Below are 23,934 nucleotides of genomic sequence, written 5' to 3'. Positions count from 1 at the left end.
CCTCCTTGACGCCTGTGCTGAGCTCAAGATGTGGACGGATTGTAGGTACCGGAACCTGATCAAAACAGAGCGCGGCAAACGGAATTGGCCTTCGCATAGTAATGCCTTTAAAGCATTGGCGCTTGATCAAATTATCGGGGCGCCCACCTGGATTGATCGTGAATTCATTCACGAATTCAGGCGCGCCGGGGATACGCCCGGGAAGAAACCCCGGCCACCCTCTTCCGGAAATGCCGAAGGGCCCTGCTCAGCAGGGCCCTTCGGCTGTGAACGTGCGGCGGGTCTCAGGAAAGCGTCGTGGTCGGCGGTGTCGTCGGCCAGGTCATACGGATCGAGCCGCCATGCTCTCCGGCGGTGACCTCGACGTCGTCGACGAGCCCGCTGATGACAGCTAGGCCCATCTCGTCCTCCTCGGTCTCCACGTCCGGATCGGAGCCCAGCGCCCCGGGCGCCTTGTCGCCGGGGGCCGAGCGCGGTGCCTCGTCGCCGACCTCGATGGAGAACTGCTTCTCCTCCTCGATCAGCAGCACCTTCACCGGGGCGGTGATCCCGCTGCTCTGGTGCAGCCCGACGGCACGGGTGCAGGCCTCGCCGACGGCGAGTCTGACCTCGTCGAGTACGGCCTCGTCCACTCCGGACCTGCGCGCCACCGCTGCCGCCACCAGACGGGCGGTCCTGACGTGCTCGGGCAGCGCGCTGAAGCGGAGTTCAACGGTGGCCATGCATCCCCCTCGGGACTACGGGCGTGCTGTCGGAGGGCCGGGCCGCCGAAAGCCCGGTCCACCGGTCGTCTATACGGCCGATCGGGGAGCGGTCACACGCCGCTCCCTGAACGGTCGGTCAGTCGGTGGCCGCCACCGCTTCCTCGACCGAGGTGTGAATCGGGAACACCTTGGTGAGGCCGGTGATACGGAAGATCTTCAGAATGCGCTCCTGGTTGCAGACCAGGCGCAGCGAGCCCTCGTGGGCACGCACCCGCTTCAGGCCGCCGACCAGCACACCGAGCCCGGTGGAGTCGAGGAAGTCGACTCCCTCCATGTCCACGACGAGGTGGAAACTCCCGTCGTTCACCAGCTCGACCAGCTGTTCGCGCAACTTGGGCGCGGTATATACGTCGATTTCGCCACCGACCTCGACGACCGTACGATCGCCGACGGTACGGGTCGACAGGGACAGGTCCACGGATCCTCCAGCACCTTGCTATCGAGCGGTCATCCCATGGGACACCTCGGCAGAGCCCCCAGGACGGTTCGCCAGCCGCGATGGCATTCAATCACTTACCGCAGGGCGTGCACGACGCCTTGGCTCCATTGTCCGTCACGCCAGTGACACACTCGGTGCCGATGGCCAAGAATCAGCGAACCGATCGACCCTCGGCGGACCCCGTGTCCAGCCTCTCGCCGAGCACGGTTCTGGACCGGCTGGCGTCGGGACCGAGCCGGGCTTCGCGCATCACTCATACGGAGCACTTGCCCCCACGTGCGGGCCGCCATGCCGTCTGGCCTGACCGGATTCGCGCGGAGGTGATCGCCACCGTCCAGGAAGCCGGTGTCGAACACCCCTGGGCCCACCAGGCACAGGCCGCCGAGCACGCCCTGGACGGCGAGTCAGTGATCGTTGCCACAGGCACCGCCTCGGGCAAGTCGCTGGCTTATCTGGTACCGGTCCTCTCGACGCTCCTGGACGGCTCCGAGGCGCCGAACGGCCGCGGCGCCACCGCGCTCTACCTGGCGCCCACGAAAGCCCTGGCCGCCGACCAGCTCCGTTCCGTGAAGGAACTTTCACAACCGCTGGGCAATGCCGTTCGCCCGGCCGTGTACGACGGCGACACTCCGTTCGAGGAGCGCGAGTGGGTCCGGCAGTACGCCAACTACGTCCTGACCAACCCCGACATGCTCCACCGCGGCATATTGCCCTCGCACCCGCGCTGGTCCTCCTTCCTGAAGTCCCTGAAGTACGTCGTAATCGACGAGTGCCACACCTACCGCGGCGTCTTCGGCTCCCACGTCGCCCAGGTCCTGCGCCGCCTGCGCCGCCTCTGCGCCCGCTACGGCTCCTCCCCCGTCTTCCTCCTCGCCTCCGCCACCGCCGCCAAGCCCTCGGTCGCCGCCCGCCGCCTCACCGGCCTCCCGGTCGTCGAGGTCGCCGACGACGCCTCACCACGCGGTGAACTGGTGTTCGCCCTCTGGGAGCCCCCGCTGACCGAACTCCACGGCGAGAAGGGCGCCCCGGTCCGCCGCACGGCCACCGCCGAGACCGCCGACCTGCTCACCGACCTCGCCGTCCAGGGCGTCCGCTCGGTGGCCTTCGTACGGTCGCGGAGGGGCGCCGAACTGATCGCGCTGATCGCCCAGGAACGCCTCGCCGAGGTCGACCGCTCGCTGTCCCGGCGGGTCGCCGCCTACCGCGGCGGCTACCTCCCCGAGGAACGCCGTGCCCTCGAACGCGCCCTCCACTCCGGCGAGTTGCTCGGCCTCGCCGCCACCACCGCCCTCGAACTCGGCATCGACGTCTCCGGGTTGGACGCCGTCCTGATCGCCGGCTACCCCGGCACCCGCGCCTCCCTGTGGCAGCAGGCGGGCCGCGCCGGACGCTCCGGCCGGGGCGCGCTCGCGATCCTGATCGCCCGCGACGACCCCCTGGACACCTTCCTCGTCCACCACCCGGAGGCCCTCTTCGACCAGCCGGTCGAGTCCACGGTCCTGGACCCGGACAACCCGTACGTCCTGGCCCCCCACCTGTGCGCGGCGGCGGCCGAACTCCCGCTCACCGACGAGGACTTGGACCTCTTCGGCCCGGCGACGGAGGACCTGCTGCCGCAACTGGAGGCCGCGAAGCTGCTCCGCCGCAGGGCGAAGGCGTGGCACTGGACGCGCCGCGAACGGGCCGCCGACCTCACCGACATCCGCGGCGGGGGCGGACGCCCGGTCCAGGTCGTCGAGAACGGCACCGGCCGCCTCCTGGGCACGGTCGACGAGGCCGCCTCCCACGCGTCCGTCCACGAGGGCGCGGTCCACCTCCACCAGGGCCGAACCTACCTGGTGCGCACCCTGGACCTGGAGGACTCGGTGGCCCTGGTCGAGGAGGCCAACCCGCCCTACTCGACGGTCGCCCGCGACACCACGGCGATCTCGGTCCTGGAGACGGACGTCGAAGTCCCGTGGGGCCAGGGCCGGTTGTGCTACGGCTCCGTCGAAGTCACCAACCAGGTCGTCTCCTTCCTCCGCCGACGTGTCATCACCGGCGAGGTCCTGGGCGAGTCCAAACTCGACCTCCCCCCGCGCACCCTCCGCACCCGCGCCGTCTGGTGGACGGTCACGGAGGACCAGCTCGACGCCGCCCGCATCAACCCCGAGATCCTCGGCGGCGCCCTCCACGCCGCCGAACACGCCTCGATCGGCATGCTCCCCCTCTTCGCCACCTGCGACCGCTGGGACATCGGCGGCGTCTCCGTCCCCCTGCACCCCGACACCCTGCTCCCCACGGTCTTCGTCTACGACGGCCACCCGGGCGGCGCGGGCTTCGCGGAACGCGCCTTCCACACGGCCTCCGCCTGGCTCGCCGCCACCCGCGAGGCCATCGCCTCCTGCGAGTGCGACGCCGGCTGCCCGTCGTGCATCCAGTCCCCCAAGTGCGGCAACGGGAACGAGCCGTTGCACAAGCGTGGGGCTGTGCGGTTGCTCACGGAGTTGCTGCGGGCGGCGCCGGAGGGGGCTGGGGAGGTGCCGGGGGACGTGTCAGGGGCGCCTGGGGAGAGGGTGGGCGGAGTTTGACGGGCGGAGCGGCACCGGCGGGCTGCGGCTCCGCACGGCACCGGTAGGCGGCGGCTCAGGGCGCCGGTGGGGCGAGTGCGGGTGCCGGCGGTGCGGGCGGTGCCACAGGGAGCGGTGAGGGCACCGGTACCGCAGGGTGCGGTGAGTGCACCGAGGGCGCTACCGGCCCCGCGGGTCCCGCCCGTGACCTCACCTCCGTCGCGAACGGTCCCCCGCCCGCCGACGCCGTCACGTCCGACGTCTCGCCCACGATCACGCACCGCACCAGGCGGACCCCCTGCGCCCGCGCCACCCGCTCCGCCCGGGCGCAGGCCCCCGCACCGCCCTCGGCCCAGTGGTCGGCCGCCGCCAACGCCGCGAGATCCGCGCCGCCGGCCGCACGGTGCCGGGCCACGACGGCCTGCCCCAGGCCCAGCACGACCCCGAACACGACACACATCACGGCCATCGCGCCAAGGCTCCACACGGTGGCGGCCCCGCGATCCGAGTCCCGGGATCTCCTAGGTGGCCCCAGCGCCCGAAGCACGTACCGCACCGCCCCGATCCGCCGCCTCACGGCCCCGCCCTCCCCTCGCCCACCGTCTCCTCCGCCAACGCCACGGCCTCCTCCCGCACGTCGAAGGGCAGCCCGCTCAACATCGGCGGTTTCGCGACGACGACCACATGGACCTGGTCGCCCTCCCGGCCGACGGTGACCTTCGCGCCACGCGGTGCCGTGTCCCGGACCACCTGGACGACCGCGTCGGCCGGGTCCTGCCGCGCCGCGGCCCGGGCGCCCGACCGGGCCGCGTCCACGCACTGGATCTGCGCGGCCACCACCAACAGCCCCCACACCAGCGCCATCGCGAACATCACCAGCACCGGCAGCACCACGGCCGCCTCCGCCGTCACGAACCCCCGGTCCCCGCCCCGGCGGTCACACCTGCGCATCGAGAGCCCGCTTCACGATGCTCTGCAACTCCGCGCTGACCGCCCCGCTGGTCACCACCTTGTAGAGCACCACCGCGAACGCCACCGCCGCGACCAGCCCCATCGCGTACTCGGCGGTGGCCATCCCCGCGTCCCCACGCGCCGCCGCACCCGCCCGTGCCCGCACCCACACCGCTCGCACACCCCGTACCGCCACTGCCTGCATCGCCTGCACTGCCTTGTACATCTCAACCCCCGTGAGGTTCCTGTCACTTCACTTGCTCGCCAAGTCGTCGTACGTCCGTCACCGCCGCGCTCCGCCCGTCAGCCGCCGCCCCCTCCCGCCGCACCGCCCGCGAGCCCGATCACCACGGGCAGTACGCCGACCGCGATGAACGCGGGCAGAAAACACAGCCCCACCGGCGCGGTGATCAGCACGGCCGCCCTCCGTGCCCGTGCCGTCGCGGCACGCGTCCAGTCGGCGCGGGCCTCCGCCGCGAGCCGCGCGACCGGTCCGGCGGCGGGGAGCCCCGACTCGTCGGCCCGTTCGAGCAGCCGGGCCAGCGGTCCCGCGCCCGGAAGCGCGGCCAACCTCCGCCAGGCATCGGCCGGTTCGCCACCGAGCCGCACCTCAGCCGCGGCACGCGCCAGCCGTTCTCCCACGGGCCCCGAGAGCGCCTCCCCCACCGCCTGGGAGGCGACCACCGGCGAGGCCCCGGCGGCGATGCAGGCGGCCAGCAGATCGGCGGCGAGGGGGAGTTGGCGGGCGGCGGTGGCGGCATCGCGCTCGGCACCGGTGTCACCGGCCACCTGCCGTCGCCGCCACTGCCACAGCCCGCCGGCGACGACCCCACCGACCACGACCCCGGCAACCCCGCCGACCACCACCCACCCGGCCCCCACCACGCCGACCACGGGCAACCACCGCCGAGCGACGTCCCGCACCTCGAACCGCGGCCTGCCAGGCACCCCATCCGGAACTTCGTCAGCTTCCCGAACTCCTCCAATTCCCAGTGCCCCACGGCCTCCCAGTGCCCCACGGCCTCTGAGCGCTCCCCGGACTCCGAGCGCTCCCCGGACTTCGCGAAATCCCCGGACTTGTCGGACTTCCCGCGCTCCACGGCCTTCGCGAAATCCCCGAACCTGCCGGGATTCCCGCGCTTCCCACGCTTCCCGAAGCAGCAACCCAGCCAGCCTCCGCCGCGCCCTCCGCTCACGCCGTGCCCCGTCCAGCCACCACACCGACCACCCCACGACCAGCACCGCCCCCAGGACCACCCCCAGCCTGTGGACAACTTCCGCGCTCATACGACCTCCCGCCTCCGACTCCGACTCCGACCAGCGCCCCCAGGACGCCCAAGACGTCCAGGACGCCCACCACCGCTCACGCCACCTCCACCCCCCGCACGATCCGCATCGCCCACCACAACCCCAACCCCTCCAGCAGCCCCCCGACCACCAGGCACCCCAACCCCGCCCCGCTGTGCAGCAGCACCCGCAACGGGTCCGCCCCCATCGCCGCGCCCAGCAACAGCCCGAGCACCGGCAATCCGGCGAGCATCACGGCGGTCGCCCTCGCTCCCGCCAACTGGGCGCGCAGATCGGCCCGTTGATCCCGGTCGGCGCGCAGCGCCCCTTCGAGCCGGTCGAGTCCCGCCGCGAGCCCAGCCCCCTGATCCACTGCGACCCGCCAGCACGCGGCCAACCCCAACAGCCCCTCCGCTCCCGGCTGTCGCGCCGCCGAGGTGAGCGCACCCGGCACATCCCCGCCGAACCGCGCCGCCGCCAGCACCCCGGCCTGCGCCTCACCGAGCCCGCCGGAGTCCTGCGCCGCCCGCAGCAACGCCTCCCCCGGCTGCCGCCCGGCCCGCACCTCACCCGCAAGCGTCGAGCACAGCGCGATCACCGCGTCCCCGCGCGACTCCCCTGCCCGACGCGCCTCCCCGGCGACCCGCACCCGCCGCAGCAACGGCACCCCGACCGCGCCCGCGACGACCGGAACCACCGAGGCCCCCAACACCGCGACCACCAGCCCGACCCCGAGCGCCCACCACTCGACCCGCAACCGCCCCCGAATCCGCCGCAGTTCGCCGAAGGCCCGCTCCCAGGAAGGCGGCCCGACACCCACGCCCCCACCGCCCGCGAACAGCAACTCGGCCCGCCGCGCCCCGGGTTGCCGCCCGACCGTCAGCCACACCAGAACCCCGACACACACCACGACCATCCCGTCCGACACCTCACCCATCACCACTCCCACTCGCCGTCACCGCGCCCCGTCCCGCACCCACGCCCATCACCACACCGCCCCACTCCCACCGGCCAACTCCCGCACCGCACCCAGCCCGCCGATCACGCCTAACCGCCCCCATCGCCACCCCGAAGCGACTCCCGCAACCGCTCCCACCCCCGCTCGTACGCGAACGCCTCCGCCCCCCACCGCAACGCCGGCACCGTCCGCACCAGCCCCGACGCATCCCGCTCCAGGACGTGCACCTCGGCGATCCGTCGCTGCCCGGCCCGGTCCCGTACGAGATGCAGGACCACCGACAGCGCTGCCGCCAACTGGCTGTGCAGTGCGGCCCGGTCGAGGCCCGCGGCCGTACCCAGGGCCTCCAGGCGGGCCGGTACATCGGCCGCCGCGTTCGCGTGGACGGTGCCTTCTCCGAACTACCGCTGCAGACCCGGCCGGAGGCCTCGTAGCATCTGACGTTGTGACGTCACGTCAGGCACTGGATGGCCTCGCCGACCTCCCCCAGGGGATGACACCGCAGACTCGCGGCCGCGAGTTCGAGAGGTGGCTAAACGGACTCCTCAGTCGAGAGGACATGCAGCCTCGGGCCTCCTCTTTCCGCCCCGCTGGCGAGGAGATCGATGGGTCCTTCTTCTATGAGGGGCGGTTCTATCTACTTGAGGCGAAATGGTGGAAAGAAAGGGTTCCAGCATCCGCCATCTATCAGTTCAAGGGGAAGGTGGATGGAAAACTCATTGGAACCATTGGCGTCTTCATATCGATGTCCGGTTATGCCGCCGATGCCGTCGATGCCCTTCGCGTCGGCAAGGATTTGAACGTACTTTTGTTCGATCGGGAGGATGTCTCCGCGGCAGCGGAAGTCGGGTTTTCTAGTGTCCTTCGATACAAGCTGCGGATGGCGGCAGAAAGAGGAGAGGTATTCGTCCCATATGCCACCACGACTCTCCCCGCCACCTCTAAGCCGTTGACTGTCGTAATCAAAAGTCGCCGTGATGCAATGATGGTTCGCGGTATCGCCGAACGCCTTTCCCGGGACGGTCTTCCCGTGCGAAATTTGGAGTTCATTCCATCACTGGGCGTTATCGGGCTAGCTAACGTGGCAATGGCTGCAATAGAAGAGCAAGCGCGCCACGTGATCATCTTTGCTGACTTCGCCGGCGACCCAGCGAACCTCCCTGACGACCTAACGTATATTCAGGGACGGACAGAGGCGGTACTTGTTGGACCATGGAGTACTGACTGGCTGGGGCTGCCCTCAGAGGTTGACGCAAAGAAACTTCCTCCGAATGAGCTTCTATCACGCGCAAGCAATCTCAATTTCGATGACCTAAGGGAAAGGGACGGGCGATTCGAACGCCTGATCAGAATCCTCACGGCGTAGTGCAATCTCTGAGCCCCTCAACCGTTGACGGGCCGCCAATCCCTTGCCCTGCTGGTCAGCCGTCGTCGGAGGTTCGGACGGTCAGTTGGCCGAGGGTCGGGACGCCAAGGAACACAGACGATTTTTGTCGAGACAATCGGGCGTCCAGTTGGCCGATCTTCTCCTCGGCGGCAGCGAGACTTACTGAAAGTCCTTCCACTTCACCGAGCCATCCTTCGGATTGCGCTTCGGCGATTCTGTCCTTGAGGTTCTGCCGGATCTCCACCAGCCGACCGCGGTCTTCCGACCCGACGATAAGGACGGGGCATCGAACACATGCGTGCTCGTGTGCGCAATCCGTCCCGTAAGCGCGGCCGCACTGGCCAAGGGCGAGCTTCCTATGCTCGAAGTGGCCAAGGAATTCTTCCCATTCTTCTGGAGTCACGGACCGATACTCTTCGGGTGGCCTCATGCTGCGACGTCGGGCAATAAAGGCTCGATGCGCCTCGATTGCCTCCGCCGGGTAGATGGCTGCGTATCCCATCGTGGTGTTGATGTTGCGGTGACCTGCGATGACTTGCGCGATGTGAGGCGGGAGGCCGTTCATGATGGCGTCGGTGATGAAGATGCGGCGGAAGTCGTGGGGCTGGAACTGCAGCGGCCGCCCGCTGCTGTCGACGAGGCCTGACGCGGCGAGCGTGTCGTTCAGCGCCCGTCGGATGCTGCTGATCGAGATGTGCCGGTTCTCGCCGGATACCTGCCACTGGTAGAGAACCGGCATGGGAGGGTTCCAGATCCGCTCGTTGGAGTCGTAGGTCCCAACGGACGGCACCGTGCCGTCAGCCCCTCGGACACGTTGGATCACCGCGCTGAGGACGTCTGCCAGTTCTGGGTTGATCAGCAGGAGTCGCTCCTGGTCCGTTTTGGACGGGGCGATCTGCAGCAGCGGAACGACGTCGCCTGTCGTGGGCAACTTGTAGCTGATAATGCTGTGGTGCCCGAGCTCGAGGAGTTCCTCGATGCGGATGCCGGTGTGCCTAAGGATCTCGATGGTGGCCCAGGCGAAGAACGCGTGCTTCTCCTCGGTGCGGAGGCTGCGCACCTTGCCGTCAGCGTTGAAGACCTTCCCCGGCTTGCCGTCGACTCTCGTCGTTGTCTTGGGCAGCGTGAACGTCTCGCCCAGGACGGTGACTTGGGAGCCGAGCGGGGCACTCTCGACTGCTTCGAGGCGGACCCTGGCCTCCTTCAGGCGCCGGTTCGCCGCGCGGATCAGAGCTGGCAGGACCGGCAGCCGCTCTCTCGTGCGCTGGTCGGTTCTGGCCTTCTGCTCGCGCTCGACCTTCTTGACCGTGCAGTCGGCCTCGCTGATCGGGTTGGGAGCCGCCCACGGCCCCCAGCGTTCCGGCTCCTCCAGCGCCCACGAGGCGATGTCCAGGTAGAACGCCCGCACCAGCATCTTCGTGGACGCCGCGCTCATGCGGGGTGCCAGCTCCTTGGCGAGCGATCCGTCGAGCTGGCGCCGGTGAACGGTCTTTACCGCGATGCGGGCTTTCCAGCCCTCTGCGACCTCGGGCGCCAACCGGAGGCTGTCGATGCCCGGGTGGTGCCGTTCGAGGTCCGCCCAGAACAGTCTCGCGAGAGCGGACGACATGTTCTTCAGGGAGTTGTAGTCGAGACTCGGCTGTCGTTCCTTGAGGTAGTCGACGATCAGGTCGCGAACCGGCTTGCACTGCAGGTCGTATCGGTCAACGAGGTCCTCAGGGCTGACCTGCCCCGTTCGGGCGCCCAAGTGGTGGAAGGTCCCGGGAGCGTGAGCGGGGAAGTGGCCCCGGTCCCTGAGCCAGACGTATGCCAGGCGGATGCCGCTGTGGGCCGAACGTCCCGTCACGGGGTAGAAGGACAGCAAGTCCCCGACGGCGATGTCCTCGAGGCGCCCGCCGTAGGCGGCGACGACCCGTGCCAGCGTGTGGACGGCTCGATCGCCCACCTTCGAGGTCCACTCGCTCTCGGGCATGGACGCCCTCAGCTCCTCGAACCCTTCGGGGTCACGCGTGCGGATGATCTCGGCCGGCAAGTATCGAGAGGAGTTGCCCGCGAGCCAGTGAGGGCTGGGCCGGATGACGTCTGCGCAGGTCAGCGTGAGCACTCCGGCAGCGAGGTAACCCAGGCTGGTCTTCTTGGCGCTGACTTGCCCGGTGGCGTTGAGCCATTCCTGCGGAGCCGAAGCCCAGTCGGCATAGGTGGTGGCCGGGCTCGCGTTCCACCGCTCCTGCCAGGTGTCTCCTGGGAAGGTCTCAAGCCAGTCCAGCATGTGCTGGCAGCCGGTCCTGCGCGCGTACTGGGTGAGTTCCCGGGCAGCGCTCAGCGGGGGATGCTCAATGCGCGCCATAACCTCCCTGAGGGAGGCGCTGGTGGCCGGCCAGTCGGTAATCCGCGGCCGGGGCGGGAAGGACCGGATGACGTTCGCGGCGTCCCGTCCGCGAAGCGGTCTCGCACTCGTCGGGCCCGCGGCGACCGGCGAGGAGAACAGCAGGTCGGTCGTCATCAGGCCCCGCCCCCGAACAGAACGTTCAGCGACTCGGGGTTGTACTGGGGGTCCCGACGGACCGGCTGGGTCTTGCGCCGCTGTTCCACCCGGGCGTGGTGGGCGAGGCCGGCCGCGATGACGTCGTCCCGGCCGGGGCGGTTGTAGATATCCAAGGTCGTCAGGTGCTTGTGGCCGAGGATGTGCTGGACGTAGACGGGCGGCATGTCGGGGTCGTCGAGCATCATGAACGAGGCGGTGTGCCGCAGATCGTGAAGGGTCCAGTTGGCGCCCAGGAGGTCGTTGGCACGGTTGAACATCATGCGGGCCGCGTCGTACTCAAGAGGCCGCCAGGGGCGGCGCAGCGTCCACCACAGCGGCTGCCGACGGCCCCGGGGGACGCCCTTCTTCCAGGCTTCTTCCTGGTAGAGACGAAGCCAGACGAACGCGTCGGGAGTCGCGGGCAGTTCCTGGTACTCGCGTGTGCCTTTGCGGGTCACGCCGATGGTCTGCTGGCCGACGATCGCGCCGCCCTGAGTAGCGGTGAGGAGTTCCTCGGCGCGGGCTCCGGTAGCGACCCAGAAGGCGAGCAGAGCACGGTCCCGGTGCGAACGGAGTCTAGCGAAGACCTCGGTGAACTTGTCCTCGGGGATGCGTCGCGGGACCTGCTTCGGGATCTTGGGCCGGTAGAGGCCGGTGCGCTGCTCCTCGTGCTCGTCCTCAGGATTGTGGTGCGCGTTGGCGCGTGCCGAACGTCGGCCACGGACGAGAGGGAAAGGGTTGACCAGCAACGATCCGCTGTTGCGGTCCAGGTGGAAGTCGTAGAACGACCGCAACACCGTCTCGCAGTGCGCCCGGGTTTTCGGCGCGTACTTCCTGCCGACGGTGGGCTTTCCGGTCACCGGGTTCGGTGTTCCCGGCGCCGGCCTGCGAGGGCGGGAGAGCCGGGAGATCTCACCAGGGTCTTTGCCGCGGTGGCGCCAGTGGACCCGTACCGGCTTGTCCCCCAGCTTCATCCAGAGCATGAAGTCCCGGGCGTCCTCGCGTGTGGCACGGTCCCACTCGATCCCGAAGGCCCACAGGTAGCGCCACCAGCGGAGCAGGTCCATGCCATAAGAGCGTGGCGTTAGCACCGAACTGTCCGCGGCCATTAGGTCCTTGAAGTACACCGCGGCTGGCTCGATCGGTCTCCCGAACGCGTCGAGGAGTTGCACAGGCTCCCATGGGTCTTCGGTCTCCAGTAACTGACCGATCTCGGGCAGCACAAAGTTCTTCAAGTCCCTTCCGGGACGTTGTTCGGCAGGCATGGCGGGAAGCTAGCAGAAACCCTAGCTGACCTGCGAAAACACCTAAGTTAGTTCGGTCAACACACCGCAGCCGCCCTCGTGGCCGGTGTTGAGCGCGGCGAGGAGGTGGATCAATGTCTAGTACGCACCTACACTCTCGCCATGACGGAGAAGCCGAAGAAGGCTGCTGTGTACTGCCGACTCTCGTACGCGCCGGACGGGTCGGTGGAGAAGGTCGAGCGTCAAGAGGCGGACTGCAGGGAGTTGGCCGCGCGGATCGGCTGGGCAGTGTCCGAGTCGCATGTGTTCATCGACAACAGTCGGTCCGCGTGGCAGCGCAACCGGAAACGGCCGGCCTGGGATCGCCTGTTGGCGGCGGTTGAAGCAGGCGAGATCGACGGAATCGTGGTGTATCACGGCGACCGGATGATCCGTCAGCCGTTCGATCTGGAGAAGCTGATCTTTCTTGCCGAGAGCAGGCGCCTGCGGATCTCGTCCCCGTCTGGTACGCGGGATCTCGACAGCGAGGAGGATCGGTTCATCCTGCGGATTGAGGCCGCGCAGGCCTGCCGCGAGTCGGGGAACACGTCGCGGCGCGTGAAGCGCGGGATCAAGGCACGCATCGCGCGGGGCCTGTCGGCGACAAGGGGCGGGAAGCGGCCGTACGGGTGGGGCGTACAGACCGGTACGCGGGTGGTGATCGATCGCGAGACCGGTGATGAGCGCCTGGTGCCGGTCATCGACACCACGCTGCCTGTCCCTACGGAGATCTCGTTCATCAAGCGAGGCATCGAACGCCAGCTGGCCGGAGCGGGCCACGCGGCCGTCGTCCGGTGGCTGAACCGGTCCGGATCCCGCACGACCGAGGGCAACGAGTGGACACCGAAGTCCTGGCGGCATGTGATCCTGTCGCCGCGCGTGGCGGGCCTGATCGAGCACGAGGGCCAGCTGTACAAGGCCGCGTGGGACGGGGCGGTGTCCATCGAGGTATGGGAGGCCGTCAAGGCGCTGTACGCGGTGAGGGCCCTGGAATACCCCTACCAGGGCCGCGAGCGTGCGCACATGCTGACGGGGGGCGCGGAGTGCTACCAGTGCCACAGAGGGCCGCAGAGCGCCGCGTGCAAGGGCGTGGACTGTCCCGGGCCTCACATAACCGTCCGATCCAAACCGACAGGCGGCCGCAACCGGAAGGACAGCAGGATCTACTACTGCCCGTCCTGCCGGGGAGTGGGCCGGAACATGGCCCTGATGGACGGCTATGTGAGCGGCCGAGTAGTGAAGCTACTGTCGAGCGAGGTCTTCACCAGCGAGCTGCACAAGGCAACGGAGGCAGTCGGCGGCACGGCCCTGTTGACGGAGATCACAGCGCTGGAGCGGCGGCGTACCGAGGTTCGCGCCGAGCTGGAGAACCTTGCCGATCACCCGGACATGGATCCGAAACTGGCGCTTCTCTCGGTGGCCTCGTTCGACCGGAAGATCAACGAGCTGCGTTCGCGACTGGCGGTGCCGGCGAAGCTGAGGCGACTGACGAGTCTGGCCGGCATAGGCCGCGAGGAGTGGGAGGCTCAGCCGATCGACGTTCGAGCCACGGTCGTACGGGATCTGTTCCGGATCGTCATCCTGCCGACCTCGCGGCGTGGCCCGGGACTGGACACGTCGAGCATCCGCCTCGAACGGCGTTCGCTGGAGGCGTGACATCGGTGCGGCGGGGTTGCGACATTGAGCCACGCACCAGGCGGAGAGAGGAACGATTTTCCTCGATCGTCTCGGCCTCCTGGTGCTGAGATCTAGCGACTTCCGTCGCTGCGCTGAGCGCGTCGAGCATCCGGCCTCGGTGCTCGGGCTCTGGCTCTTCGAGGGCCGCAGAGAGGGCGGCCTCGATGACGTCCAGGCGATCCCCGAGGCGCTGAAGCTGATCCATAAGTACCGTCCCCCAACAAGCGCTTACCGGTAGCTGTTGAATGGTCACCGATTGTGCCATTGCAATATGCACGCGTCTATCGAAATGGCTCGAAAAGCCCTGTGCAGCCTGACAGTTGAGTCCGACGACATGACGGAGCGGCAGCACTGGACACCTAAGTCCGGCCGCATGATCAAGATCAGAAAAGACCGTTGCCGAGTGCCTCGCGACCTGCCCGAAGACGACGACTGGATCCGCGCCCGACAGCAGGAGATCGGGCAGCGGATCCGGGCTGAACGCCTAAGGCGGAACCTCACTCAGGAGAGGGTGTTTCTCGCCGCAGGCCGTGACCGTCGTACGCTCCAAGCCATTGAGACAGGGACTGCCAACCCAACGTTGGTCCCACTCCTACGGCTGCCTCACGCTCTGGGTGTGCCTCTTGCCGACCTGGTGAACTGAGCCGCCGCAGCTCCGGCAAGAGGGTCCGGTCCCGGTACGTCGGCGCACCGGGACCGGAGCTATAAGGACGTCGCCGACGCGCCCAGCTCGGCGTCTTCCAGGTCCTCCAAGTCGGTCACGGGGGTGACGCCCTCCAGCGTGACCATGAGGCGGGACGCCAGCACCCAGGCGATCCGGTCGTCCGAGAAGGGCACCCGATGCAGGCTGCGGCCCTCGGGCGGCGGAACGACCGTCATCGTGCGGGAGTCGTACAGCATGCCCGCGACACCCCACACCGGAGTGCGCTCGACCCACCCGGCGGACCAGCCGCGGCTGAGCGGCCGGCAGTACTCCACCGAGCTGCGCGCGCAGGCCGCGTGCACGGGTGGCGACGCGGTCTCCTCGCCGTCGCAGATGGGCTTCCCGCCAGCAGCGCCGAGCAGGAACAGGCCAGGCCGACCGATGGTGGCGGGAGTGGGCCCGTAGCAGATCTGGCACAGCATTCGCGTCATGGCGGCCCGCTGCCGCAGGCCATGGATCATCTCGTAGGCAGGCTCCCCGCGGCCCAGGATGGGCATGCGCATCCACGGGACGCCGTACTGCCGGTCACCCGGCACCTCGTCCGTGAAGCCCAGGCGGGTGCGCTGCCGCATCAGCGGCTGGGGCGGGGGTTCTTCGCCTGCTCGGGCGGTGATAGCCGGTACGGGCATCGCGTCCCACCACTCGACAGGGCGAATGCCCGTACCGGTCACCGCCGTCACCGCACACCGCCGTCACGGCGGTAGGCGACCAGGTAGGGCGTGCGGTCGACGCTGGGATTCCAGGGCCGCCCGTGGCCCAGGACCTCGTAGCCGGTGACGCGTAGCAGACGGCGCAGGCGGGCCATGGCGCTGTCCCACTCGTCGACCGGGGTGTCCTCGGCGCATGGCCACAGCACCGTCGTGGCGGCGGTGGCGTAGGGCGGCCACAGGTGCGTGCCCAGGGAGCGCGTCACATATCCGGTCAGACGCGAGTCTTCCAGGATGGTTTCCAGGTGCTGGCCCGGTGACCGTGAGGGCCACTTGTAGGACGGGTGCACGTCCAAGTGGTCCCACCCATCAGCCGGGACGGGCGCCGGAGCGATGCCGTCCGGGTGGCGGGACACGATCAGTGGCTGACACGTATGGACGCCCGGAGTCCTACGTGGACCGGGCACACGAACCGCGTAGCCGAGTCCCTCCAGCCCTGCGGTCACCACGGCCAGCCGGGTGCGCCAGTGCTCGGCCTGGTCCTCGGCGGCGATGTCCTGGTCCGGGTACCACTCGGCCTGGACGCACAGATCAGCGCCTGCTGGCCAGAGCGCTGGTGCCAGGCCGGTGGCCCTGCACCAGCCGTGACCGCGCGGGATACGTCGGTCGAAAAATGGCCGGCCGCCCTGTTCACCGGTCTGCGTCCAGTACTCGCCTAGGCCGAGCGTGTCGAGCTGCTGGGTTACGACAGCGGCGCCGGTACGGGCCGGGTTTGCCGGGTCGTACACGGGCGTGGACGTGGCGGGTGTGGTCATCGGGACACCAGCCGGTCGTAGTGCCCGCACAGTGTCTGCACCGAGCGGGCTAGCCGGTCGGCGACGGCTCCCTGTACAGCGTTGTTGTCAGCCGTGCCTCCGCGCAGCAGCATGCGGGCTCGACCGGTGCACATCATCGCCGTCACACGGTCCGCATGGCGCTCCGGCAGCCGCTTCGCTCTGGCCTCCACAGCCTGAATGAGTACTCGCACGTGGCCTCGGTAGGTGTCCGCGAGCGCCACCAGTTCGGGACCGCTGAAGCGCAGTTCGGGCGCAGAGCGGGACTCAGGGTCGGCAGGGTCGGCCCGGGGGATGTCTGCGGCGAGTAAGACCGCGACACTCGTACGCATCGATCGGATATCCGGCGGGAGGTCCGTCTCTGCTGTGCAGGGGGGCAAGGCTGTAGCGTGCGGCACGTCGACTCCTCGCAGTCGGCCATCCCCGGGGCCGTTCGCGCGGTCGCCGGGTTTTCGTACCTGGTCAGGCTGGTGCGAATGTGGGTGCCGTTGCGATCCCCCAGCGGTAATCTCATCGTGAGATGGATTCTCATCTCGTCGTGGACACCCGGGGGTTGCCATGCCGAACGCACTCCAGCCGATCGCTCTGCCCGACTGGGCATGGGAACGCGCCGAGGTCCGGCAGGCCCTGCGCGCCCGGGATATGGGCGCTGTCTTCCGGCACGCTCAGCAGTACACCGGCGCCAGCCAGTCCCGGATCGCCACCGCTACAGGCATGACGCAGGCTCGCGTCAACGAGATCATCAACGGGCGCCGCGAGGTCACCCAACTGGACGTGTACGAGCGGATTGCCGACGGCCTCCACATGCCTGACGACGCTCGCCACCTCTTGGGCCTCGCAGCAAGTCGCGAGAAGCGCAGCGGTGGAGCCGCCTTCGACCTGGCTGCCTTCCCTGAGGTCGTCCGTGTGTACGCGGCGCAGAGTTCGGCGGCCGCCGAGATCCAGCAGCAGGCCCGTACGGCGGGAGAGCTGGACGTCCTAGCCGTGCGTGGCCTCGGCCTGATCGGGCTGAACGACAGCCTCTTGCGCGCCTGCCTGCCACGCGAACAGGGAGGCAGGGGACTCCGCGTCAGGGTCGCCCTACTCGACCCCGACAGCGAGGCTCTGACCCGGCGTGCTGCCGAGATTGGCGAGTCCACCGAGTCCCTCGCGTCCGGGGTCCTGCTTGCCGAAGCACGGTTGCGGGAACTGGCCGATACCTGTGACATCGGCGTCTGGCGCTACGGCATGCTGCCGACCTGGCGGGTTATCCGCACAGACAGCACCATGTTCGTCGGTGCGTTCGACGCGGGCTGGGAAGGGCACGAGTCCGCAACGTACAAGATCATGTCCACCCCGCACGGCCCCCTCTACCGTGGGTTCCGGCGAATGTTCGAGGCGATCATCGACGGGGCGAAGCGCTCTGTCTGACGGAAGGGGAGACGTCCGTGATCGAGGCCGAGCTGAAAGCCCGGGTCCATGCACCCGAGGCTGTGATGCGGCAGCTGGACAGCCGGGCGACGGCCCGGGTCGAGGTGTACCAGGACACCTACTACGACCGGCCAGACGGATCCCTCGACAAGGCTGACGAGGAACTACGGGTCCGCACCGTGCACGGCGTGGACAGCACCCGCACCGTGCTCACCTTCAAGGGCGCGACCGTCGACGAGGACTCCGGCTCCAAGCCTGAGATGGAAACGGCAGTCGAGGACGCGGACGCGATCCATGCGATCCTGCGGGGCCTCGGGCACGTCGTGCAGATCGCGTTCGAGAAGCGGTGCCGGAACTACGACTTCCAGGCGCGCGGCCGCCAGCTGCTGGCTACCCTCGTGCGCGTGCCGGAGATCGACGGCACGTTCCTGGAGGTTGAGACCATCGTCGACGAGGACGAGGTGACCGCGGCCCTAGACGACATCCGTGCCGTGCTCGCCGACCTGGGCATCGGGCCCGAGGACCTGACCCGCGATACCTATACGGACGCCGTAGCAGCGCAACGCGGCTGACACCGGGACACGGCAAAAGGCCCCCTGCACGGCCGCTCAGGGCCGTGCGGGGGGCATCTTCGTGTCATGGGTACTGGCGGCGGTTGGGATCGAGCCCCATCGAGAGCAGGTCGCCACCACTGCTCGGGCTCGGGCTCGGGTCGGGGGCGCCGTTCTTACGGCAAACCAGCGCGTCGGGGTCGTAGCTCGGGGCCTGCAGGCTGTACCCGTCCGGGCAGGTCTGGCCGTCCTTGCCGTCGGCGCCGTCGCTACCGTCCTTGCCTGGCGGCCCGCTCGGGCCGGGGACCGTGGAGTCTGCGCCGGGCTCGCCCTGCGGGCCCGGCGGTCCCTGCGGTCCCGTGGCGCCCGCCGCGCCGGATGCTCCGGGCGACGGGGTGAGCGTCGGCGCGGCCTTCCCTGGATCGCCCTTGGCGCCCGTGGCGCCCTTGGGACCTGGCGGCCCTGGTATCGGTACCGGGACCGCTGCCCGGTCCGGCAGGTCCTTGACGGCCTTGGTGGGGTCCGGCGCGACAGGCGTTGCCCCAGCGGCCGTGACTTGCTGGCGCAGGGCCCGCACGTCGCCGGCGAGTGTGCTGACGGCAGTGCCGCGGAGGTTGGCCTCGGCTGCGAGTTCGTCGGCCCGGTGCGCTTCGGCCTGGACGCGGACGTACACCAGGAGGACGGCTCCGGCGAGGGCGAGGAGGAACGCCAGGAGAGCGATCGGTTTCCAGCGGCGGGCCAGTACCCGTTCGGTGCGTGTCACGGTGTCCCCCCGAGCTGCTGCACGAGGAGCCGCAGACGCGCCGACTCTGCTCGTTCTGCCGCGAGTTCGGCCCTGAGCGTGGCCACCTCGGTGCGCAGCTCGGTGCGCTCCTCCTGTAGCTGGTCCGTGAGGCTGTTGAAGCCGTTCACCGCGCTGCCCTCCTGCTGGGCACGCCCCGCGACTCTGGACCCGTACATGGCTGCCGCTCCCGTCACGGCGGCGCTGCCGATCACGCCGATAGCTGTGACGAGGGCGGCGTCCATGCCACCTCCAAGACCCGCTGGGGCAGGGGTCAGGCCTCCGGAGAGGCGGTCGACGTCGTCCGGTTGGGCACGGCCCAGGTGAGGCCGAGGCCACCGAGGAACGCACCGACGATGAGCCAGGCCTCGCCACCGGTGATCACACCGTCGGCGGCCGCGGTCGCGACCGTTCCGCCGGCGGCGACCGCCGCGGCGGTGATGGCCTTCGCGTACTTGGTGATCCTCATGCTTCAGTCCTCCTGCAGCTTGTCGCCGAGGGTGGCGAGTGCGGCCTTGGCTCCGGCCTCGGCCGCGGCCTGGATCTCCGCGGCAGTCAGGCCGCCGCCCGATCCGATGGCGTCGACGAGCTTGGCGATGGTGGCCTGTTGCGCGCCGAGCTGGGCGAGGATCGCGGTCGTGTTGTCGGCGGCACGGCGGGCGTGCGCGTAGCCGGAGCCGATCGCCGTATTGACGGTGATCTTCTTATCGGCGAGGCCCTTGTCCTTGGGCCACGTCTGGGGAATCCAGTCCCCCAGCAGGACGGTGGACTGCAGGTCCATGTCGTCTTCCTCCTTCGTGGTGTCGCCTCCGGCCCAGGCGCGCAGCGCGGCCTCCGACAGGTAGGCGATGGATCGGTCAACCGGCTGGCTGGTGAACTGCCAGATCAGCGGGCGTCTGCCGGCGATGACGGGCTGCGCCTGGTCCTCGGCGCGCGACCAGTCCGCGGCACCCCACGGGTAGCGCGGGAACCAGAGCGGGGCTCCCTCGGGCACGTGTCCGGCCGTTAGGTCGGATGCGCTGGTGTAGACGCCGACGCGCTGCCCGGGGAACGCCTTCTCGACGGCGGCGATCCACGCGGCCGCCCACGCCTTGATCTGGGTGGCGGAGCGCCCGCTGTAGTTGCGGCCGTCGGAGTAGCGCTCAAGGTCGAGCCAGTGCGTGTACCCCGCTTTGGCGTACGGGCGTACCGCCGAGATGTAGTTCGCGGCCTCGGCCTTGACGTCCTGGTTGGGCCACGCGAAGTGATACGCGCCAGGCACCAGGCCCGCCTTGATGATCCCCGCAATGTGGGTGTCGAACTTCGGGTCGCGGGAGTGCTGGCCTTCGGACGCTTTGGCGAAGGCGAAGACCAGGCCGCTCTTACGGAGTGCGGCCCAGTCCTGCGTGCCCTGGTAGGCGGACACGTCCATGCCACGGCTGGTAGCCATGGGACCTCCAGACATGAGAGAAGCCCCGGCCATCGGCGCGAGGCTGCGGGTGACGTACGGCGGGGCTCAGGCGGCGGCGGCCCAGATGTTGTTGGCGTCCGCGGTCGCGCTCGTCATCGTGTAGTTGGTCGGCAGCGAGGTCTGTCCGGAGGCGGAGCGGCAGAAGCGGTAACTACCGCTGGCCAGGTGGGCGTTGCCGGGGGTGAAGGTCGCCCCGAGCGACGAGCCTGCGGCGAACACGGGGCTGGTCGTCCCGTTGTGCAGGAACGCGATGTAGTACTTGCCGGCGGCCGCCGCGTACGGGGACGTCAGGTTCATGGTCTTGTCGCCAGCGGAATTCCAGGTCGTCGACATATCTGCCGTGACCCCGACCCGTGCGCCCGCCGCGGTGTACAGCCCGGCGAGGCACTGGCCGGAGGTGAGGCCGGACCCGGCGGTGCCGATGACCGCGCACAGACTGGTGATCGTGGCGGCGTTCCGGAGGATCACCTCCATGAAGTAGATGTAGCCCGCGCTCAGCGACGATCCGGCGGGGGTGCACGAGGCGGGGTCCATCGTCCAGGCGACAAGCCCCTGATCCGCCGGCCGCCACGCGTTGGCGTTGACTGCCGAGATGATCCGCCCCGCGCCGTCGATCTCGAACACCGAGTTGCCGTCGGCGTCGCGGAACCGGGCGATCGACACAGCCGACGAGGAGAAACCGATGACGTCCAGGCCGATGGTGGTCAGGTCGTTCTGCTGGATGTTCACCCGGCCTGCGTTGAGACGGCCGGCGACAGTCAGGGCATCGGTCACCACGTTCGGTGCCAGCAGCGCGGCCCGCAGCAGAGTGCCCGGGCCGGGGCCCGCATCGGCGGCCGCGTAGTTGTAGCCGGACACCCCCTTGAGGGCAGGGTCCGCGGTGGTGATGCCCTCCGCGTAGTTCGGCAAGCCGTACCCGTAGATCACAGCGTCGGTACGGCGCCTGCGGCGCACATAGACGCCGTCGCCCTCGGCCGAGCCGGTGTCGGAGGTGTTGCCCCCCACCGCCCAGATGTAGGTGGCGTCGTAGGCGACCACGATCTCGCTGTGGTCCTGGCCGGATGTGCCGTAGAACGCCTGGCCGCCGATCGCCGGATACGCGGACCAGCGGCCGGCGTTGGAGAAGTAGGTGACCCCTGCCGAACAGTCGGAGGTACGCGGGAAGATGCTCGCGACGCCGGCGCGCATCGCGACCCACGACGTGAAGATCATGCACCAGGCCTGGCCCTGGTAGCCGCCCAGGCCCGGGACCTCCAGGGCGTACTTCTCGATGTTGTTCCAGCCGCCCTCGGCGTAGCCCTCGCGGTAGCCGATCTGCGACCGCGCTACGGCGATGACCTGCGCGACCTGCGTGGTTGCCATGTGTCCTCCTCAGCTCTTCAGCAGGGCGCTGATGACGGACGCGGTGTAGGCGTGGCCGGCGTCCGACATGTGCAGCAGGTCGGTGCCCGCGGTGCCGGGCGAGGTCGGGTCGGCCCAGTAGCCGAGGCTGTTCCAGTAGTTCCAGGACGTGCGGCCCATCGCCCACAAGTTGATCAGCGCGGCCTCGTGGGCGATGGCCAGGCCGTGGGCCCGGTCGGCGTAGTCCTGCATGCTCAGGTTGGTGTCGGCCTTGCCGATGTGCGGAAGGACGATCACCAGATCGGTCGCCCCGGTGAGAGAGCCGCTGTCCCGGATATCCGCGATGTGCTGGCGCACCGTGCTGGCCCAGGCGTCCGCGCTGGTGCCGTTGAGGATGTCGTCGGGACTCACCGCGTACACCACGACGTCCGCCGGGAGGGACGAACCGCCGTTCCAGCCGACGCGCAGGGGCTGTGTGTAGACGTCCGCAGTCCCGTTCTTCCGGCCGAGGTTGTGCAGGACGACCCCGGCGGCGTTCTTCGCGGAGACGCCGAGAACGGACAGGTACTGGCCGGTGGTGCCGGCGTGCCGGACCTTGACGGTGTGGGTGCCGGCGGACAGGCCGGTGATCGTGCGGGTGATCACTGCCAGGCCGGTGGTGGCCGTGTCGGTCACCGTGGTCTCGCTGCCGCCGTCGACGCTGTACGCCCAGGAGGCGCGGCCGCCGTCCGCGCCAAGGACGTAGATGGTGGCCGATGTCCCGCGCACGCTGAACTGCAGGTACGCGTTGGCTGTGGAGGCGTAGGTGTAGTTCCAGCCGGGGCCGATCTGGAAGCCGCCGTTCGTCCAGGTCCCGGACTGGGTGATCAGGCTCCCGGTCGCGGTCCAGGCCGTGATCGCCGCACTGTCCTGGCCGGCGATCCCGTTCGCGGAGAACATGCTGGAGCGGTAGCCGGAGCCGCCGTCGCCGTACATGGACTGCAGGGACGTGGCGAGACGTGCGGGCCAGTTCCCAGTGACCAGGTCGGAGGCGTAGAACCCCACCGCGCTGCTGCCGCCAATGACGGCCACCGTGGCGGGGGCGCTGGCGGCCGCGCTGCGGGCCGCACGCCAGAACTGCCCCCACCCGGGCCGCACGTACAGGCCGGTGGTCTCCAGCGCGGTGCTGGAGGACTGCGCGAAAGCGCCGCGGGCGGTCATCCATGCGCGGGTGCTGCCGTCTCCGGCCTGGGCCCACATACCGGCGACCTCGTCGGGGCCGTAGAAAGCGGGCACCGCGCCGTAGGTGTCGGAGGTGACGGACGTGGCCGGGTTGCCCGACGCGTCCACGAGATCGGTGTACTGGGTGCCGTCGTTCGCCGCGGACCAGAAGGTAACGATCACGTTCTGCCCTACGGCCCAGAGGCTGTCGGACGGTGTCACGACGAAGTCCGCGATGCCTGCCCCGAACTGGTACCTCATCAGCTCACCGCCCAACTGATGCCGCCGGCAAGGACGGAGTCGCCCGTGTGGATGTCGGGGTGCTGGGTGAGGAACGCTTGCCCGGGCGTCGTGGACGCGGCCGAGTAGATCGTGATGCGGCCGATCTCCAGGCCGCTGATGTAACAGATCGCGTACTGGTCCCTGCTCGGGTGCCGGTAGTCGCCCGGGATCAGTACGGGCAGCCGGGAGGTGGACGCCCCGGTGAACGCGCCCCCCGTCCGCGTGAAGGAACCCATCCGCAGGTGGACGCTGCCGTTGCGCGCTTCGAGGACGCTCTCCGTCTCGTTGCTCCAGGTCGAGAGGCTGGAGTTGACGCTGATCACGCCGGAGTTGTCGAAGAGCGTGGTCCAGCTGCTACCCGTCCACAACACGGTCCGGCCCGTGTTGGTCTCGAAGCCCATCTCGCCAGGGCGCGGCGTGGGGTTGCGGGTCGTCGAGGTGCAGGGCCGCACGCGGGTGCCGACGTACAGCTCGGCGCGCGTGACGGTGACCGAGGACGCTCCGCTCGCCAGCCGTACCTGAGCGAGGGGGATCTCGTACAGGCCGGTGTCGCCCGTGTTCTGCACGAGTGCCGGGGCGCCGCTGCCGGCGGTGCCCTGGCGGATGGCGGCCTTGACCGTCCAGTCGGAGCGGTCCAGGCGCAGCACCACCCAGTCGATCCGTGTCGACCCCGAAGCGTTCGCGGCGATGGTCAGGGTGACGGCGCTGGTACCGGAGTACCAGGCGTGCCCGCGCACCGTGGCGTAGACGCCGGAGCGGACCGTTACCGTCAGCCCCGATCCTGCAGTCACTACCTGCGTGTCGGCGGGAGTCCCGTCGACACCGTCGTCCGAGAAGCGGCCGGCCATCTTCTCGTACTCGCTGTCGGTGACGGCCCTGTCGTTGTGGCCCGGGCTCGGCCAGGAATCTTGGGCCAC

The 23,934-nt window shown here is 69.2% G+C and carries 25 protein-coding genes and 1 pseudogene; 6 read left to right on the top strand and 20 right to left on the bottom strand.

The window, feature by feature from the left end; genetic code table 11:
* Positions 1-284: 284 nt before the first annotated feature.
* Together ACIRB1_RS32355 and bldG are read right to left on the bottom strand one after the other, a co-directional pair.
* Positions 285-722 carry an ATP-binding protein gene (locus ACIRB1_RS32355; protein ID WP_352184002.1) on the bottom strand — a complete coding sequence of 146 codons (438 nt, stop codon included), beginning with the start codon at positions 720-722 and terminating at the stop codon, positions 285-287.
* Positions 723-840: 118 nt separating this feature from the next.
* Positions 841-1,182 carry an anti-sigma factor antagonist BldG gene (bldG, locus tag ACIRB1_RS32350; protein ID WP_003975386.1) on the bottom strand — a complete coding sequence of 114 codons (342 nt, stop codon included), beginning with the start codon at positions 1,180-1,182 and terminating at the stop codon, positions 841-843.
* A gap of 80 nt (positions 1,183-1,262) precedes the next feature.
* On the opposite strand from bldG, the gene ACIRB1_RS32345 reads away from it, so the two are divergent.
* Complete coding sequence (locus tag ACIRB1_RS32345) at positions 1,263-3,773, top strand: DEAD/DEAH box helicase (protein ID WP_403467877.1); 2,511 nt, start codon at positions 1,263-1,265, stop codon at positions 3,771-3,773.
* Positions 3,774-3,828: 55 nt separating this feature from the next.
* Here ACIRB1_RS32345 and ACIRB1_RS32340 read toward each other — a convergent pair whose 3' ends face one another.
* The 6 genes and pseudogenes from ACIRB1_RS32340 to ACIRB1_RS32315 form a co-directional block, all read right to left on the bottom strand.
* Positions 3,829-4,221, bottom strand: a complete 393-nt coding sequence (locus ACIRB1_RS32340) for an Rv3654c family TadE-like protein (RefSeq protein WP_403467876.1) — start codon at positions 4,219-4,221, stop codon at positions 3,829-3,831.
* A 104-nt stretch (positions 4,222-4,325) separates the two neighbouring features.
* The gene (locus ACIRB1_RS32335) at positions 4,326-4,703 is read right to left on the bottom strand and encodes a TadE family type IV pilus minor pilin (RefSeq protein ID WP_352184000.1); all 378 of its coding nucleotides are present in this window, start codon (positions 4,701-4,703) and stop codon (positions 4,326-4,328) included.
* Positions 4,690-4,929 (bottom strand): DUF4244 domain-containing protein, encoded by a 240-nt coding sequence (locus ACIRB1_RS32330; RefSeq protein ID WP_352183999.1) that lies wholly within the window; start codon positions 4,927-4,929, stop codon positions 4,690-4,692. Before ACIRB1_RS32330 ends, ACIRB1_RS32335 begins: the two co-directional genes overlap by 14 nt.
* A 77-nt stretch (positions 4,930-5,006) precedes the next feature.
* Positions 5,007-5,990 (bottom strand): type II secretion system F family protein, encoded by a 984-nt coding sequence (locus ACIRB1_RS32325; RefSeq protein ID WP_403467875.1) that lies wholly within the window; start codon positions 5,988-5,990, stop codon positions 5,007-5,009.
* Between the two features lie 76 nt (positions 5,991-6,066).
* The gene (locus ACIRB1_RS32320) at positions 6,067-6,927 is read right to left on the bottom strand and encodes a type II secretion system F family protein (protein WP_403467874.1); all 861 of its coding nucleotides are present in this window, start codon (positions 6,925-6,927) and stop codon (positions 6,067-6,069) included.
* A gap of 110 nt (positions 6,928-7,037) precedes the next feature.
* Positions 7,038-7,346 (bottom strand): annotated as a pseudogene (locus tag ACIRB1_RS32315) (secretion protein); the annotation flags it as partial.
* A 47-nt stretch (positions 7,347-7,393) separates the two neighbouring features.
* Between ACIRB1_RS32315 and ACIRB1_RS32310 the strand changes: the two are divergent.
* On the top strand, positions 7,394-8,314 hold the full coding sequence (locus ACIRB1_RS32310; RefSeq protein ID WP_403467873.1) for a restriction endonuclease: 921 nt from the start codon (positions 7,394-7,396) through the stop codon (positions 8,312-8,314).
* A 55-nt stretch (positions 8,315-8,369) separates the two neighbouring features.
* Here the strand turns inward: ACIRB1_RS32310 and ACIRB1_RS32305 are convergent, their stop codons facing one another.
* Together ACIRB1_RS32305 and ACIRB1_RS32300 are read right to left on the bottom strand one after the other, a co-directional pair.
* Positions 8,370-10,838, bottom strand: a complete 2,469-nt coding sequence (locus tag ACIRB1_RS32305; protein ID WP_403467872.1) for a tyrosine-type recombinase/integrase — start codon at positions 10,836-10,838, stop codon at positions 8,370-8,372.
* Positions 10,838-11,926 (bottom strand): tyrosine-type recombinase/integrase, encoded by a 1,089-nt coding sequence (locus tag ACIRB1_RS32300; protein ID WP_403467871.1) that lies wholly within the window; start codon positions 11,924-11,926, stop codon positions 10,838-10,840. The genes ACIRB1_RS32305 and ACIRB1_RS32300 overlap by 1 nt, the downstream gene beginning before the upstream one ends.
* 339 nt (positions 11,927-12,265) lie before the next feature.
* Between ACIRB1_RS32300 and ACIRB1_RS32295 the strand changes: the two genes are divergently transcribed.
* A complete protein-coding gene (locus tag ACIRB1_RS32295; protein ID WP_403467870.1) occupies positions 12,266-13,798 on the top strand; it encodes a recombinase family protein in 1,533 nt (510 codons plus the stop codon).
* A 292-nt stretch (positions 13,799-14,090) separates the two neighbouring features.
* A complete protein-coding gene (locus ACIRB1_RS32290) occupies positions 14,091-14,462 on the top strand; it encodes a helix-turn-helix domain-containing protein (protein WP_403467869.1) in 372 nt (123 codons plus the stop codon).
* A 59-nt stretch (positions 14,463-14,521) separates the two neighbouring features.
* Here ACIRB1_RS32290 and ACIRB1_RS32285 read toward each other — a convergent pair whose 3' ends face one another.
* From ACIRB1_RS32285 to ACIRB1_RS32275, 3 genes are read right to left on the bottom strand one after another with little or no spacing between them, the layout of a single operon-like run.
* Entirely contained in the window at positions 14,522-15,151 is a 630-nt protein-coding gene (locus ACIRB1_RS32285; RefSeq protein WP_403467868.1) for a hypothetical protein, read from the bottom strand.
* Between the two features lie 47 nt (positions 15,152-15,198).
* Positions 15,199-15,984 (bottom strand): hypothetical protein, encoded by a 786-nt coding sequence (locus ACIRB1_RS32280; RefSeq protein ID WP_403467867.1) that lies wholly within the window; start codon positions 15,982-15,984, stop codon positions 15,199-15,201.
* Positions 15,981-16,334 (bottom strand): DUF6415 family natural product biosynthesis protein, encoded by a 354-nt coding sequence (locus ACIRB1_RS32275; RefSeq protein WP_403467866.1) that lies wholly within the window; start codon positions 16,332-16,334, stop codon positions 15,981-15,983. Before ACIRB1_RS32275 ends, ACIRB1_RS32280 begins: the two co-directional genes overlap by 4 nt.
* A 226-nt stretch (positions 16,335-16,560) precedes the next feature.
* Between ACIRB1_RS32275 and ACIRB1_RS32270 the strand changes: the two genes are divergently transcribed.
* Both ACIRB1_RS32270 and cyaB read left to right on the top strand, forming a co-directional pair.
* Entirely contained in the window at positions 16,561-17,412 is an 852-nt protein-coding gene (locus ACIRB1_RS32270) for a helix-turn-helix domain-containing protein (RefSeq protein ID WP_403467865.1), read from the top strand.
* Positions 17,413-17,429: 17 nt separating this feature from the next.
* A complete protein-coding gene (cyaB, locus tag ACIRB1_RS32265; protein WP_403467864.1) occupies positions 17,430-17,984 on the top strand; it encodes a class IV adenylate cyclase in 555 nt (184 codons plus the stop codon).
* 64 nt (positions 17,985-18,048) lie between these two features.
* On the opposite strand, the gene ACIRB1_RS32260 is transcribed toward cyaB, so the two are convergent.
* The 7 genes from ACIRB1_RS32260 to ACIRB1_RS32230 form a co-directional block, all read right to left on the bottom strand.
* Positions 18,049-18,726, bottom strand: coding sequence for a collagen-like protein (locus ACIRB1_RS32260; RefSeq protein WP_403467863.1), 678 nt, complete (start codon positions 18,724-18,726; stop codon positions 18,049-18,051).
* Positions 18,723-18,989 (bottom strand): hypothetical protein, encoded by a 267-nt coding sequence (locus ACIRB1_RS32255; RefSeq protein WP_403467862.1) that lies wholly within the window; start codon positions 18,987-18,989, stop codon positions 18,723-18,725. Before ACIRB1_RS32255 ends, ACIRB1_RS32260 begins: the two co-directional genes overlap by 4 nt.
* A 29-nt stretch (positions 18,990-19,018) precedes the next feature.
* Positions 19,019-19,213, bottom strand: coding sequence for a hypothetical protein (locus tag ACIRB1_RS32250; protein WP_403467861.1), 195 nt, complete (start codon positions 19,211-19,213; stop codon positions 19,019-19,021).
* Between the two features lie 3 nt (positions 19,214-19,216).
* Complete coding sequence (locus tag ACIRB1_RS32245) at positions 19,217-20,173, bottom strand: glycoside hydrolase family 25 protein (RefSeq protein WP_403467860.1); 957 nt, start codon at positions 20,171-20,173, stop codon at positions 19,217-19,219.
* Positions 20,174-20,239: 66 nt separating this feature from the next.
* On the bottom strand, positions 20,240-21,556 hold the full coding sequence (locus tag ACIRB1_RS32240; protein WP_403467859.1) for a hypothetical protein: 1,317 nt from the start codon (positions 21,554-21,556) through the stop codon (positions 20,240-20,242).
* Positions 21,557-21,565: 9 nt separating this feature from the next.
* Positions 21,566-22,996, bottom strand: coding sequence for a hypothetical protein (locus ACIRB1_RS32235; RefSeq protein WP_403467858.1), 1,431 nt, complete (start codon positions 22,994-22,996; stop codon positions 21,566-21,568).
* Complete coding sequence (locus ACIRB1_RS32230; RefSeq protein ID WP_403467857.1) at positions 22,996-23,934, bottom strand: hypothetical protein; 939 nt, start codon at positions 23,932-23,934, stop codon at positions 22,996-22,998. The genes ACIRB1_RS32235 and ACIRB1_RS32230 overlap by 1 nt, the downstream gene beginning before the upstream one ends.

The organism is Streptomyces sp. NPDC096013, from assembly GCF_044763565.1.
Lineage (GTDB): Bacteria > Actinomycetota > Actinomycetes > Streptomycetales > Streptomycetaceae > Streptomyces.
Note: the sequence above shows the minus strand (reverse complement) of the source record. Positions and strands in the feature narration are given on the sequence as shown.